This is a genomic window from Bdellovibrio sp. HCB209 (assembly GCF_047306065.1).
Taxonomy (GTDB): Bacteria; Bdellovibrionota; Bdellovibrionia; order Bdellovibrionales; family Bdellovibrionaceae; genus Bdellovibrio.
The window spans coordinates 3,136,621-3,151,003 of the sequence record NZ_CP178618.1 but is presented as its reverse complement, the minus strand read 5'-3'; the positions used below and the strand labels follow the sequence as shown (position 1 = coordinate 3,151,003).

The following is a 14,383-nucleotide window of genomic DNA, read 5'->3' as shown; positions in this document are numbered from 1 at the left end:
ATGAAAAAAATCTACCTCATTGATGTCAGCTCGATGTTCTTTCGCGCTTTCTTCGCGATCAGACAACTGACATCACCTAAGGGCATGCCCGTTAACGCCATCTACGGTTTTATTTCCATGATCACAAAACTGATGAAGGAAGAAAAACCAGAATACATGGTGTTCTGTTATGACCGTAAAGAGCCTTCATTCAGACACGAAATGTACGACGACTATAAAGCTCACCGTACTGAAATGCCGGAAGATCTGGCCGTGCAAATCCCTTACATCAAACAACTTGCGGATATCATGGGTATTCCAGCTTTGGAAATCCCAAGCTATGAGGCCGATGACATCATCGGGACTTTGGCGAAAGTTGGAAAAAAGAACGGCGTTGAAGTCGTTATCGTCAGCGGCGATAAAGACTTCGGTCAATTGATCGAAGATGGCGTGATCTTGTACGACACAATGAAAGATCACCGCTATAACTCTCAAGGTGTATTTGAAAAGTGGGGAGTACGCCCAGATCAATTCATCGATTACCTAGCTATCGTAGGTGATACATCCGATAACATCCCAGGCGTAAAGGGAGTCGGTGAAAAAGGCGCGATCAAGCTTTTGGAACAATTCAAACACCTTGAAGACATCTACGAAAACATCGATAAGGTCGAAAGCAAAAGCGTTAAGCAAAAATTGATCGATGCAAAAGAGATGGCTTTGCTATCTAAGAAGCTTGTGACGATTGCTACAGAAATCCCAGTTGATCACAATATCGAATCATATCGCCTGCGTCCTCGTAAAGACGAAGAACTTCGTGCGTACTTGCGTGAATTCAACTTTAAAACTTTCGAAAAAAATCTATTCGGCGATTCCGGTGGGGCCGCTGCGCCCGTGACTTCGGCTGAGGCAGGGAAAGCGTATTACTCCGCAGCTGCTAAGCCAGAGGCGGCTCCGGATGCATTGGCAACTCCGATGTTAGCGGATCATCAAACGAAAGAGTTCACAGAGAAAACATTATCCACGAAAGAACTTGCAGGCATGTTCGCGCAAGGACAACCTCTGTGGGGATTCTCCGATACTCGTGGAGTTTTCATTGGAACGGATGCGGATATCATCTCTGTTTCCGATTCTGACTTTCTGGGTAAACTAACAGACACTTTCAAAGTTCAATGGAAAGGCTACGATCTGAAAGATCTGTGGCATAAAATTGGTGCAAAGAATCCAACTGCTGATTGGGATTCGATGCTTGCTGCCTACGTTTTGAAGGCGGCTGACTCTTCTGATTTCGGCAAGATCTATGAAAAGCACATGGGTGAGGCTTTGCCAGAAATGGCAACTCCATCACAGCTTTACAATGCTCATCTTCACTTGGCGAAAACGTTGGATAAAAAGCTTCACGAACTTCACGGTGAAAAAGTTTATCGTGAGCTGGAGTTGCCACTCGTTAAAGTTTTGCTATCGATGGAAAACCTAGGGATTCGCATCGACACAGATCTTTTGCATAACCTTAGTAAAGAGCTTGAAGGCGAAATCGCTGTTCTGGAAAAACAAATTCACGAACAAGCGGGCGAAAGCTTCAACGTCGGAAGCCCTAAGCAATTGGGCGTGATCCTATTTGAAAAACTGGGTCTGCCTGCGGGTAAAAAAACGAAAACAGGTTATTCAACAGGCGAAGACGTTCTTGAAGGCTTGGACCATCCAATTGCGAAACTCGTATTGCAATGGCGTGAGCTTTCAAAACTAAAATCAACATACGTCGACGCCTTGCCAGTTATGGTTCAAGAGAAGGACGGCCGTGTTCACACAAGCTTCAATCAGGCTCTGACAACAACAGGTCGTCTTTCAAGCACAGCGCCGAATTTACAAAATATTCCAATTCGTACAGAACGTGGTCAGCTGGTTCGTAAAGCTTTCATCGCAAATCCGCGCATGAAGTTGCTTTCAGTCGACTATTCTCAAATCGAACTAAGAATCCTGGCTCATATTTCTGAAGATCCCAACTTGTGCAAAGCCTTTGCGGAAGATCTGGACATCCATGCGGCAACAGCAGCCGAGATTTTCAATATTCCTTTGAGCGAGGTGAATGCAGAACACCGTCGTACCGCGAAGGCCGTGAACTTCGGTATTGCTTACGGACAGGGTGCATTCGGTTTGGCAGAAACGCTGGGTATTTCCAGAACTGAGGGTAAAGACATCATCGATCGTTACTTCACACGCTTTAAAAACGTACGTGATTACATCGAAAACACAGTCAAGATCGCCCATGAAAAAGGCTACGTCGAAACTCTGTTCGGCCGTCGCCGTTACATCGATGAGCTTCAATCAGGCAACGCCATGCTGAAAAAATTCGGCGAGCGCGCAGCCATCAATGCACCAATCCAAGGAACAGCCAGCGACTTGGTAAAAAAAGCCATGATCGAAGTCCATAAGACAGTGCCGGTGCGTATGCTATTGCAAGTGCACGATGAATTGATTTTCGAAGATTTCGCAGAGAATTTGGAAAAGATCACACCGCAACTAGTAAGCATCATGGAAAACGTAGCGAAACTGCGCGTGCCACTAAAAGTGAATTATTCAATAGGCAACAACTGGGACGAAGCCCACTGACCCGTGCGAATGAAAAACGCCAATTACTGAGTTTCCCAGCCTACTACGCGGCCGCCTTCGAAGTAGACGAAGCGGGTTTCTTTGCGGAAGCCTGAGGAGCTTGAGCTTTGGCGTTCGTAGCGCCAGCGCTCGTTTTTGTAGATGGGATTGCCAGATACATCGACGCTGGTTGGATCGCCCCAGGATTTTCTGACGTATTCCTGTGGCATGCCGACTGCGATGTCTTGAGTTTCAACCAAGTCTTTCATTTCAGCTTTTGGCGCTGTCGAGCGACTCCAGATTTTGTTTTTGTTAATCCATGCTTGGCGACCTTCGATACTTGGGATGGAAAGGAATTCGACCTTTTCAGCGTCAGAAGTCAGCCATGGCAAAATCTTAGAATACTGTTCTTTTTCTTTATTAGAGCGAAGCGTGCGCTCCATTTGGCGAATTGTATGGCGATCTTGGATGTCTTGAATATCGCTGGCGTTCAAATTGCCTGGGTCTTTACCCAACTCATAGGCAGTTTGACGAACAGAGCGATCGCGAATCATGTCGCGGGAGTCGTTATTGGAGTATTCCGGGGAGGCATAGCCACTTCCTGCGGATCTTTGCATATTTGTACAAGCGGACAAAGACAGGCCTAACACAGATACGGCAAACAATACTCTCATGCGTGATCTCCTAAGCTTTAATCTTAACGGAAGAGGGCTTGTTTATAAATTGTTCTTGCGAGAGTTTTGGTTCTTTTCTTACAATCGTCTTGGGAGCAATCATTGGCTGATAACGAAAACACGACCAAAGTAGAGTCTCAGAAACCTGAGGGCACTCCAGAAGAGGAAAGTTCGGAAGATCTTTTATCTTTAGAGTCCTTGGATTCTATTTTGGAAAAAGAGGATCCAGATTTTGCAAAATCTCTGGAGGCTATCGGCCCTGATGATCCATCGAATCCTATCGTCATCGAAGAGTCAGATCTAGAATATAAAGTTGAAGATGAAATTAAGTATTGGAGCCGACAGGAGGGCTGGCGCAAAAAGCTTGCGACGGTTCTGCCATTCGTTCCAAAGCTTACATACTATCTGCGTCTTCAGCACATGGCTTTACGCCTGACATGGCGTAAAACTAAAGAACAAACGATTCATTTTATAAAAAATCTGGGACCCAATATAAAACATTGGATTGCCGGAGTGATGGCGAAAATCAAAGGTGGCATCGGAGCTTTTGCGGCGACTTTCAAAGAGTTTTCGCTCATCAAAAAGCTCGGCTTTTTAGTTTTGGTTTTGGTGACGGGCGTATCTGCGGTGGTTTTATATAAAATCGCTACAAACAAATTGGTTCCGCACAAAGAAGAGCTCTTTTTGCCATCACTTGAAGACTGGGCAGATAAAAAAGAATTCTTTGAGTCCAATGAAGTGGAGCCTTTCTACGACTCTACTCGCGTTGCTCAGAATATTTTTAGTACGCAAAGAATTTTTGCGAACATCAAAAAGTCTTCACAGTCAGGCCCGAACCCGATGGCCGCTCTGGAGTTTTACGTAGAGGGCACGGATGCGGATGTGGTCGTTGAAATCAAAGACCGCGAGCCTGAAGTGAAGGATTTGTTTTTAAGTATTGTTGAAGATGTGACGTACGATCAGATTGCGACAGCCGAAGGTAAGCAGATGCTTTGCGAACGTCTTCGCAAAGAGATCAATAAGATACTTACCAAGGGTAAAGTTCGTCGTATTTTCTTTAAAACGGCAGTTATTAAACCTTAAAATTTTCCACCTTAATGTTGTAGTACTTCAAGCGATCATGCAGAGTTGATTTGGGCATTCCCAGATCCTGAGCGGTTCTGCGTTGATTTCCGCGATTCGCTGTCAGACGTTTGATAATCATCTGTCTTTCGATTTCTTTAATCACTGGAATATCATTCGAAGGATCTTGTTCTGCAGGGGCAAGCAAAGATTTATCCAGCAACTTTTCGATGTGTTTTTCGTCGATATGTTCGCGGGGATAAAGGGCTGCCGCTCGTGAAACTAAGTTTTTCAATTCACGAATATTTCCCGGCCATGGATGCTTTTTTAGACGAGCAATGGCGCCAAATGAAAAACGCACACGCATTTTTTTAGCAAAGCTGTAAACCAAATCATCAAAGTCTTCCATGCGGTGAACCAGTGCTGGTGGGGTAACAGCAACAACGTTCAAACGGAAATACAAATCGGCGCGGAATAGTCCCTGACGGATTTTTTCAGGCAGGCTTTGGTGAGTGGCGGCGATGATCCGCACATCTGTTTTAATATTACGATCAGCTCCAACGGGGCGAATTTCGCCATTCTCAAGAGCACGCAAGAGTTTCGCTTGCAGAGCATAGGAAAGATCACCGATTTCATCTAAGAAAAGCGTGCCTCCACGGGCCGCTTCGAACGCTCCCTTGCGATCGGTGATGGCGCCGGTGAAGCTGCCTTTAGTGTGACCAAAGAGTTCGCTTTCGATCAGCGTTTCGCTCAAAGCACTGCAGTTTACACTCATGAAGTTGGCATTTTTGCGCAAGCTTTCGTTATGCAGAGCTTGTGCGATGATATCTTTTCCGGTTCCAGATGGACCGAGGATAAGTACGGGGAAATCTGTTTTAGCTACGTGACGAAGGCTTTGCAGTTCTTCGTGCCAGACTTCGTTGCGGCTTTTAAGTGGGAATTCGCTGGAGTCCTCGTTCGCTTTGAAAGTGAAAACGAGCTCTTGGTTTCCAGCGCGGATCATGTCGCCTTCTTGCAGGATGGCTTCCATAATGCGGGCGTTGTTAACAAAGGTACCTTGTTGGCTGCGCAGATCGCGGATGTAGTAAGTTTGCTCGCGGCGCTCGACTCTAAAGTGACGTTCGGCAAGTTCCTCGCCGAAGAGTTGGATCTGACATTGGGCGTCTTTTCCGACGGTCAGAAAGTCGCTGACCTGATAGGTTTTCGGGTTTTGACCCATTAGTTTTAGTAAAGCTTGGTTCATAGTTATCTCCTTCGCGAAAAACTATAAAGCAAGGGGGTTGCCAAGGCTCAATTCGAATATAACTCACTCCAAGGCCTAAATTGGGTCTATGATGTATCGAGCCTAAGATAGGTTTCCAAGAATTGAGAATTGAGAATCACGTTAATTATTGGTAGCCTACGTTATGCCAAAACAGATCAGATTCATCAAAAGTGCAGTTCTTGAAAAAGACTACCCCGTTCACAAAAAAGCGGAAGTAGCCATCGCCGGCAGATCCAACGCAGGCAAAAGTTCTTTCATCAATGGCTTAGCTACCAATAAAATTGCAAAAGTCAGTTCGACGCCGGGTAAAACTCGTTTGCTGAACTTCTTTGATGTTGCTGACACCTTTGTTTTGGTCGACATGCCAGGATATGGTTTTGCCGCTCGTTCGGGTGATGAGATCCGTGATTGGCACAAGATGATCGAAGTTTATTTGAACTCGCGTGAAAGTCTTGCGGGTTTGATTTTGATCATGGACATCCGCCGCTCTTGGAGCGAGGACGAAGAACTTCTTCGCCGTTTCTCTGAAGCACAAGGCTTCCCATTGGCTGTTGTTTTGACGAAAGCCGATAAAATGTCTCGCTCGCAAATGTTGCAGGCAATTGCTAAATTGAAAAAACAAACTGGTTTAAGTGCTGTATTCGGAACTTCTGCTTTGAAGAAAACAGGCCAAGAGGAAGTAGAAGACTACATCTACGAAAATTGGATCAAAGCATGAAAATAGTCGGTGTTATCCCAGCTCGATTTGCTTCGACGCGATTCCCGGGAAAACCCTTGGCAATGCTTCAAGGTCGTCCGATGATTCAGTGGACGATTGAAGGTGCTAAAAAATCCAAGCTGCTTTCTGATGTGATTGTGGCCACCGATGATAATCTTATCAAAGAAGCCGCGGAAGCCGTGGGAGTAAAAGTCGTCATGACTGACAGCTCTCTTCCATCAGGCAGTGATCGTATTCATGCCGCTATCAAAAATGTCGATTGTGATGTGGTCGTTAATATCCAAGGTGACGAACCTTTGGTGACGGGCGAATTAATCGATCGTTTGGCGCAAGTATTTGTGGATGAACCGAAAATGGATATGGCAACTCTTGCTCATCCAATTTCCGAAGAAGAACTACAAAATCCAAATTCAGTTAAAGTTGTACTGAATGTAAAAGACGAAGCTCTTTACTTCAGTCGCTTTGCAATGCCGTATTCTCGTGTGAAGGCTAGCGAGCTAGGAGACTACTCGGGCTGCTTTAAGCATATTGGCATGTATGCGTATTCGAAAAAGTTTTTAAAGGAATTCTGTGAGGCTCCGCAGGCTTTGATTGAAAAAGCCGAAAGCCTGGAACAGTTACGCGCTTTGTATTTGGGAGCAAAGATCAAAGTCGTAAAGGTTAAGGAAGCAAGCATCGGGGTGGATACTCCCGAGGATCTTGAAAAATTAGAAAAAGTTTTAAGTCAGAGGAAATAATGGCAAAGAAAACTACAAAATCAGCATCTGTGAAAGCAACTAAGAAGACTGTTGCGACCACAAAAGTTTCAACAGCAAAATCGACCAAGAAAGCCTTGAAGCAAAAATTTATTTTTGTAACTGGTGGGGTGGTTTCATCTATCGGTAAGGGACTGACGGCAGCAAGCCTTGGTGCTTTGCTGGAGGCTCGTGGCCACAAGGTTACGATTATGAAGTTCGACCCATACTTGAACGTCGATCCAGGCACGATGTCACCGTTTCAGCACGGTGAAGTTTATGTGACTGAAGATGGTGCAGAGACTGATTTGGATTTGGGCCACTATGAGCGCTTTACATCGGCTGTGATGAATCGCTCGAACTCTGTTTCAACGGGTCAGATCTATGACACTGTGATCGCTCGCGAACGTCGCGGTGATTACTTGGGTGGAACTGTTCAAGTTATTCCGCACATCACAGAAGAGATCAAAGCACGTATCTATGAAGCTGCTCAAGGCAGTGAAGTGATCTTGGTTGAAATCGGTGGAACTGTCGGGGATATCGAGTCTCAGCCGTTCTTAGAAGCCATTCGCCAAATGCGTATCGATGTGGGTATGGAAAACTCCGTGTTGGTTCACGTGACTTACGTTCCTTATATCGCAGCTGCAGGCGAGTTGAAGTCAAAACCAACTCAACACTCTGTGAAAGAGCTTCGCATGATCGGTTTGCAACCAGACTTCTTGGTATGCCGTTCTGAAAAACATATTGATGATAACTTGAAGGGCAAAATTGCCTTGTTCTGTTCTGTGCAACCAAATCACGTTGTGGCAGCTCAAGACAGCCGCTTCATTTATGAAGTTCCATTGACGTTGAATAAAGAACATCTCGACGAATTGATCGTTGAACGTTTGGGACTTAAATCTCAGCGCATGAATCTAAAGGGCTGGCAAAATCTAGTGAACGTATTGGCGAACCCCGAGCACATCGTAAAAATTGGTGTGGTTGGTAAATACGTTGAGCTTAAAGAGGCCTATAAATCTTTGCATGAAGCTTTGGTTCACGGTGGGGTTGCAAACAAATCTCGTGTGGAAATTATCTATGTCGACTCTGAAAAGGTAACAGATAAAACTGTTCATCAGATGTTGGGTAAAGTTGACGGTATCTTGGTACCGGGTGGCTTTGGTACTCGTGGTGTTGACGGTAAAATCACAGCGATCAAGTATGCTCGTGAAAAACAAGTTCCATTCTTTGGTATTTGTTTTGGTATGCAGCTGGCTGCGATTGAATTTGCTCGCAATGTTTGTGGAATCAAAGATGCGACAAGCCGCGAATTCCATGCCGAAAACAAACGCAATGGTAACTTCGTGATCGATTCCATGGTTGAACAACGTGGTATCGTTAATAAAGGCGGAACAATGCGTTTGGGAGCATATCCTTGCGCTATTTCTTCGAATACGAAGGCGTTCCAAGTTTATAAATCAAACAACATTATGGAACGTCATCGCCATCGTTTTGAATACAACAACAAGTTCAAAGCGATCTTTGAAAAGAACGGCATGGTTGCTTCTGGTATTTGTAAAGAGCGTGATTTGGTTGAAATCATCGAGCTTCCAGACCATCCGTGGTTTGTGGCTGTACAGTACCATCCTGAGTTCAAATCAAAACCACTTGAACCGCATCCGTTGTTTGTGCATTTTGTGAAAGCAAGTTTGAAGAATAAGTAGGAATAGTTATGTCTAAGTTGGTTGAACAAGCGATCAAAGTTTTAGAAGTCGAAGCCCAAGCGGTTTTGGCTTTAAAGCCACGCCTTGGTGCTGAATTCGAACAAGTTGTTAAAATGATCACTTCTTGTAAGGGAAAACTTGTTATCACGGGAATGGGTAAGTCTGGCCAGATTGCTCGCAAGCTTGCTAGCACATTCTCCTCGACAGGCACTCCAGCTGTGTTTTTGCATCCTGCTGAAGGCAATCATGGCGATCTAGGGATGGTCACTGGTGACGACGTTATCATGGCGTTGTCGTACGGTGGGGAGTCTCCAGAGTTTTCGGGTATTTTAAGTTTTGTGGCTCGTAAGGGTGTTCCGATGATTGCCCTGACTGGTAAAATGTCTTCGTCTTTGGCTAAGGCTGCTCAAGTGACTTTGGACATCAGTGTTTCTGAGGAAGCCTGCCCATTGGGATTGGCGCCAACAGCAAGCAGTACAGCGACATTGGCGATGGGTGATGCTGTTGCGATGTGTGTGATGGCTGAAAAAGGATTTAGCTCTGCAGACTTTGCAGAGTTCCACCCTGGTGGAAGCCTTGGTTACCGTCTATTGACTCGTGTAAAAGATGTTATGCATACCGGGGAGGCTTTACCGACAGTGGGCTTGAATGCTCCATTGAAGGAAGTTTTCTCTATTATGACCCATAAAGATGTTCGTGGTGCTGCGGGTATCGTGGATGAGAAGGGTGATCTGGTCGGGGTTATTACCGATGGTCAGATTCGTCGTCGTTTGGATAAATCAAACGATCCTTTTACGGGCCTGGCAAAGGACTTGATGACCTCAAATCCTCGTACCATCGACAAGAACGAGCTGGCTGAAAAGGCCCTTTTCGTGATGGAACAGTTCCAAATTAATATGCTTTTCGTGCTCGATAAGGAATCTGCTCAACCTCAAAAGCCCGTGGGCATTTTGCATGTTCAGGACCTTTTAAAAGCGCGTGTACGCTAATATACTGGGGTTGTAGTTTACAACCCCGCGTCCATTTTCTGTTGGTTTTCATTTACGGGTAAGCGAGGTGACTTTTTCATGAGGGTCAACTACACCGAAGTAAAGAGGCCAACTTGTTTCAAAAAGCTCGTCAATTACCACCCTTTGCGATCTCGCTTTTCCTTCACCTGACGGTGTTTGCGGGGATGACTATGCTTGCGATGAAGCCGCAAGTTTTAGCGCCATTTGGTAGTTATAAAAAGGGCGGTCCGGTGGTTGTAGAAATTGAATCTGCAGCAACCTCGGTGGTGGCAACTCCTCAAAAAAGAATCGCGGCTCCCGTTTTGAATAATGACGGTGATATTGCGATCGAAAAAAAGAAAGCCAAAGAAATTTTGCCTCCTCAGCAGGCAATTGAAACTGCCGGAGCAAAAACTTTGGGTCACGCCGATGGAAATCTGACTTCAGGACCATTGGGTGAAGCAAATGGTAATAGAAATGCTTCGATCAAAGAGCGATATCTTTACGAACTTCGTGTTCTTATCGAAGGCAGAAAAGTCTATCCTGTGACTTCCAGAAGACTGCGTGAATCGGGCCGAGTTTTGGTTGAATTCACGGTGCAAAAAGACGGAACTATCTCTGCCGTGGGAATCAAGCAGGGAGCGGCTTTCGAGCGATTGAATGAAGCTGCGAAAAGTTTGATTGCAGGCATCGGTAAATACAAGCCATTGCCAGCAGAATTCGCTGATATTTCAGCGCGACTTGAAATCCCTATCGAATATTCTTTGCAGTAAGACACTGCTCACCACTGTCCACCAACAATCACTTTTGTACGGGTCTAGTTTATAAAAAGGGAACACACTTTATCTTAGGTCTGTTGTTACCCTTAAGAAAAATCTTTGTGAAATGAGATCAAACTCGACCTTTCTCCAGTGAGACAAAGGTCCTGTATCAAGGTGTGACGCTTGCTACCGTTGTAATAATTTCCCACAATGATTTCGTGGCAATAGAAATATCAAAACTTAAAAATATCAAGATGTTGGTGCTCGATGTCGATGGCGTCATGACCGACACACGCATATGGTTTGAAAACGGCGAGTGGCGCCGCTTTTATTCGATTCGCGATGGTGTTGGCATCAAACGACTGACAGAAGCGGGTTACAAGATCGCTGTCATTACTGGCACAAAGGCAGAGGACGTGCGCGCACGTGCGAAGTCTCTTGGTATTCATTATTTCTACGAAGGTGCTCTCGACAAAGAGCCTTCTTTCTTACAGCTGCAAAAAGAATCAGGGATTGCTCCACATGAGATGGCTTATGTGGGTGATGACATTTTCGATATCCCACTTTTGCAGGCAGTATCTTTCGGCGCCACAGTTCCAGAAGCAGTAGACGAAGTTATTGAAATTGCGGATTACGTGACGAAGCGGCCTGGTGGTTGCGGAGCAGTACGTGAAGTTTGTGATTACATTTATAAATATGGGGCCTTTTCCTCAGGTAGGTAATTCATGCTAAAGAATGGTTTGAAAGCCTTGATCATCATTGTTGCAGCGTTGGTTTTGCATAAGACGGCGTTTGCGGCTGAGTTGGTTGAGTTGCCAGTTGAAGAACTAGCAAAAGAATCCGTACTCCCGATTTTTGATAAATCGGTGAGCGTTAAGAATCGTCGTGTAGTTACAGCGGGTCGTGTTGATGCGAACTTGTTCTACGGTATGGCGCTGACTGAACCAATTTACGACGTCAGTAAATTTGGTGCGTCTGCGTACTACAATTGGAATGAAGACAGTGCGTTGGGTGTACTCTTTGCGAAGAACTCATCGGGTCTTTCTACATACTCAAATCAACTTCATAAAGAATACGGCTTGGATTACAACCGTGCACCGAAACCAGATATGGTTATCATGGGTGATTACAACTTGAAGATGTTCTACGGCAAGATGAGCTTAACGAAGTCTATCGTTATCAACACGATGCTTTTCGGTTCAGGTGCCTTGGGTATGGTTAAGTTTGAAAACAAATCTTATCCAGCGTTGGCATTGGGTCTTGGTCAAAAGTTCTACTTCACTCCAAAGTGGGCAGTTCGTTTCGATCTTCGTCTTTACATGAACCAAGCGCCGATTCCATTTAAAAAAGATTCTATGAATGACGGTTCCTTGAACCCGGGTGATGTGGATCCAGTTCCTGCTAAAGATTCATTCGAAGAACGACTCACTTACACTACAAACCTCGATGTCGGTTTGTCTTACTTGTTTTAGGCGAGGTTGAAAGATGTTGAACAGAAAACTAATCGCATTCTTGCTGTTCTCCGCGATGCTAGCTCCTGGCTTGGTTCAAGCTCAAGATCTTGGCGGCGGTGGAGACGAAGTTGACAGTATCGAATCAGAAGTCAGTCGTTCTGCTCCAAGAAGACAAACGATTGAAAATTCGGCTGCTGCAAAAAACTATGGTGATGACGATGAAAAGAACGTCACAGATTTCAAAGGTCTTGCGAACCTAGCACCTTTCCAAGAAATCTCGATCATTCAAAAGCGATTCATGCCAAAGACGGGCCGTTTCGAATTGTTTGGTGGCGGTACGATCGTAACCAATGACCCATTCTTTAATACAATGGGTGGTGTTGTTAAAGCTGGTTACTTCCTGACTGAAACTTGGGGTGTGGAGTTGAACTACTTTGGTTTGACGACGTCTCAACGTGAATCTACTCGTGAGTTGGAAGCTAACAACGGTGTTTCTACGGAAAGCTTGGCATATCCAAAATCATATATGGGTGCGGATCTAATGTGGGTTCCGATCTACGGTAAAATGACTTGGTTCAATAACCGTATCGTTCCTTTCGATTTGTACTTCTCTGGTGGTTACGGGATGACAGAAGCTTCGACAGGTGAAAGCTGCGGTACTATTCACGTAGCTGCTGGTCAAATCTTCTCTCTGACTAAGTCTGTGGCATTCCGCTGGGACTTTAGCTGGAACTTCTATAATGCAACAGTAACAAACAAGATTAAGGACAATATGGGGACGGTTATTTCGACTTCTCAGTCGAATAACAGCTTCAACAACTTGTTCTTAACTGTAGGCGTGAGCTGGTTCTTTCCGGAGGCAACATACCGATGAGAAAATTACTTTTACTCCTGATCGCAACAAGTATGGTTATGCCCGTCGTGGGCGAAGCGCAGACTGCTAAAAAAGCACCTGCAAGACCTGCGGCAAAACGTGCGACTCAAGCGCCTCGTTCAAATGTGGTTAGACCACCGAATGCAAAAGCTCAATTGGCTAAAGCATTGCAAATGGCCCAAAGCGGTCAGTATGCAGCAGCAGCTAATAACTTGTTCACTCTAGCAAGAAAGCCAGAGTTGGCGGCTGAGCGTCCACAAATCAAGTACATCTTGGGTACAATGTTGATGCAGTTGAAACTTTATCAAACTGCAGCCTTCCAATTCGTGGATGTGATTCGCTCTGGCAATCCTCGTTATTCTAAACCAGCGATTGAAAAACTTTCGATCGTGGCCGATGGATTGGGTGATGATACGATCATGAACTACGCGATTTCTCGCGTGGATCTAAATACAATCCCAGCCAGCCAAAAAGACATGGTTTACTTCCGTTTGGGGGAAATCCAACGTCGTAACAGAGACTATGCTAAAGCAATTGATATGTTCGGTCGTGTAGGTGCGAACAGCAGCTATTACTTCCAAGCATTATACAATCGTGGTCTTTCTGAGCTAGAGGCCAACGAAGTGCCTGCAGCAATCACGATTTTCCAAAATATGGTTGATGCGCGCAGTGGTGCTCCGGTGACGGATACAAATAAAGTTCAAGCGCAATTAGCTTTGGCTCGTGCTTTGTACCAAAAGAAAGACTGGGATGGGGCTATCGAAGCTTACTCCCAAGTTCCACGCGATACTTTGATGTGGCATGATGCGATCTTCGAACAATCTTGGGCGATGTTGCGTTCTGCTCGTTTCCGTTCAGCAATGAGTAATTTCCAAACTCTCCACTCGGCATATTATGAAGACTTTTATATGCCGGAGAGTTTACTTCTTCGTTCCATCGTTTACCTTTACATCTGTAAATACGATGAGATGGAAAAGGTCTTGAACTTGTTCGAGACAACGTATGGTCCGATCCGTGCTAAAATCGGTAACTTTATCAAGAGCACGAACGACAACACGTATTACTATCAAGAGCTAGAAAAAGCGAAGATCATCAAAACAACGGATAAGTCCGCGAATCTTCACCTTCCATACATCGTTCTTAGAAACATCATGGATCAAGGTGACGTGAAACGTTCGATGAATTACTTGGCTCGTTTGAATCAGGAGAAAACGCGTGTTGAGGGCAGCCCAACATTCCGTGCTTCTGCTTTGGGTCAGTACTCTTTGAAAATCCTAGCGAATCGTTCAAAAAATACCAAACTGGCGATCGGCGACATGATGAAAGCGCACTTGTTGAACATGCGTGCTGAACTTCATGACCTATATGAACAAGCTGGATTCATCCGTTACGAAATGATCAACGGAAGAAAAGAAAGCGTTAAAAAGAAAATCGCTGGCAAAGACTTGGGTGAACAAATCGACGACAACGTGAACCGTAAGTTCTATGTCGAAAATGGTTTCCAATACTATCCATTCCAAGGCGAGTTCTGGTTGGATGAAATCGGTAACTACCACTATCTTGGCAAACAAAGTTGCGAGTAGGG

The 14,383-nt window shown here is 45.0% G+C and carries 13 protein-coding genes; 11 read left to right on the top strand and 2 right to left on the bottom strand.

Annotation, left to right across the window (positions count from 1 at the left end; translation table 11 throughout):
• Positions 1-2,586, top strand: a complete 2,586-nt coding sequence (gene polA, locus ACLVWP_RS15295) for a DNA polymerase I (protein WP_413558468.1) — start codon at positions 1-3, stop codon at positions 2,584-2,586.
• A 23-nt stretch (positions 2,587-2,609) separates the two neighbouring features.
• Here the strand turns inward: polA and ACLVWP_RS15290 are convergent, their stop codons facing one another.
• Positions 2,610-3,239, bottom strand: a complete 630-nt coding sequence (locus ACLVWP_RS15290) for a hypothetical protein (protein ID WP_413558466.1) — start codon at positions 3,237-3,239, stop codon at positions 2,610-2,612.
• Between the two features lie 102 nt (positions 3,240-3,341).
• On the opposite strand from ACLVWP_RS15290, the gene fliL reads away from it, so the two are divergent.
• Positions 3,342-4,322, top strand: a complete 981-nt coding sequence (fliL, locus tag ACLVWP_RS15285) for a flagellar basal body-associated protein FliL (protein WP_413558465.1) — start codon at positions 3,342-3,344, stop codon at positions 4,320-4,322.
• Here fliL and ACLVWP_RS15280 read toward each other — a convergent pair.
• Positions 4,312-5,544, bottom strand: a complete 1,233-nt coding sequence (locus ACLVWP_RS15280) for a sigma-54 interaction domain-containing protein (protein WP_413558464.1) — start codon at positions 5,542-5,544, stop codon at positions 4,312-4,314. The two genes, fliL and ACLVWP_RS15280, sit on opposite strands and share 11 nt — an antisense overlap.
• A 163-nt stretch (positions 5,545-5,707) precedes the next feature.
• Here ACLVWP_RS15280 and yihA point away from each other — a divergent pair, with 163 nt between their 5' ends.
• The 9 genes from yihA to ACLVWP_RS15235 all read left to right on the top strand — a co-directional run bounded on the left by yihA (position 5,708) and on the right by ACLVWP_RS15235 (position 14,381).
• Positions 5,708-6,283, top strand: a complete 576-nt coding sequence (yihA, locus tag ACLVWP_RS15275; protein ID WP_413558462.1) for a ribosome biogenesis GTP-binding protein YihA/YsxC — start codon at positions 5,708-5,710, stop codon at positions 6,281-6,283.
• Positions 6,280-7,020, top strand: a complete 741-nt coding sequence (gene kdsB / locus ACLVWP_RS15270) for a 3-deoxy-manno-octulosonate cytidylyltransferase (RefSeq protein WP_413558461.1) — start codon at positions 6,280-6,282, stop codon at positions 7,018-7,020. The genes yihA and kdsB overlap by 4 nt, the downstream gene beginning before the upstream one ends.
• 95 nt (positions 7,021-7,115) lie before the next feature.
• The gene (locus ACLVWP_RS15265) at positions 7,116-8,720 is read left to right on the top strand and encodes a CTP synthase (protein WP_413561587.1); all 1,605 of its coding nucleotides are present in this window, start codon (positions 7,116-7,118) and stop codon (positions 8,718-8,720) included.
• 8 nt (positions 8,721-8,728) lie between these two features.
• Positions 8,729-9,709: a KpsF/GutQ family sugar-phosphate isomerase gene (locus tag ACLVWP_RS15260; RefSeq protein WP_413558459.1), complete on the top strand. Its 981-nt coding sequence runs from the start codon at positions 8,729-8,731 to the stop codon at positions 9,707-9,709.
• Positions 9,710-9,822: 113 nt separating this feature from the next.
• On the top strand, positions 9,823-10,482 hold the full coding sequence (locus ACLVWP_RS15255) for a TonB family protein (RefSeq protein ID WP_413558457.1): 660 nt from the start codon (positions 9,823-9,825) through the stop codon (positions 10,480-10,482).
• A gap of 206 nt (positions 10,483-10,688) precedes the next feature.
• Positions 10,689-11,192, top strand: coding sequence for a KdsC family phosphatase (locus ACLVWP_RS15250; RefSeq protein ID WP_413558455.1), 504 nt, complete (start codon positions 10,689-10,691; stop codon positions 11,190-11,192).
• Positions 11,193-11,195: 3 nt separating this feature from the next.
• Positions 11,196-11,942, top strand: coding sequence for an outer membrane beta-barrel domain-containing protein (locus tag ACLVWP_RS15245; RefSeq protein ID WP_413558453.1), 747 nt, complete (start codon positions 11,196-11,198; stop codon positions 11,940-11,942).
• 13 nt (positions 11,943-11,955) lie between these two features.
• Positions 11,956-12,798 carry an outer membrane beta-barrel domain-containing protein gene (locus tag ACLVWP_RS15240; protein ID WP_413558452.1) on the top strand — a complete coding sequence of 281 codons (843 nt, stop codon included), beginning with the start codon at positions 11,956-11,958 and terminating at the stop codon, positions 12,796-12,798.
• Positions 12,795-14,381, top strand: coding sequence for a tetratricopeptide repeat protein (locus ACLVWP_RS15235; protein ID WP_413558451.1), 1,587 nt, complete (start codon positions 12,795-12,797; stop codon positions 14,379-14,381). Before ACLVWP_RS15240 ends, ACLVWP_RS15235 begins: the two co-directional genes overlap by 4 nt.
• Positions 14,382-14,383 lie beyond the last annotated feature (2 nt).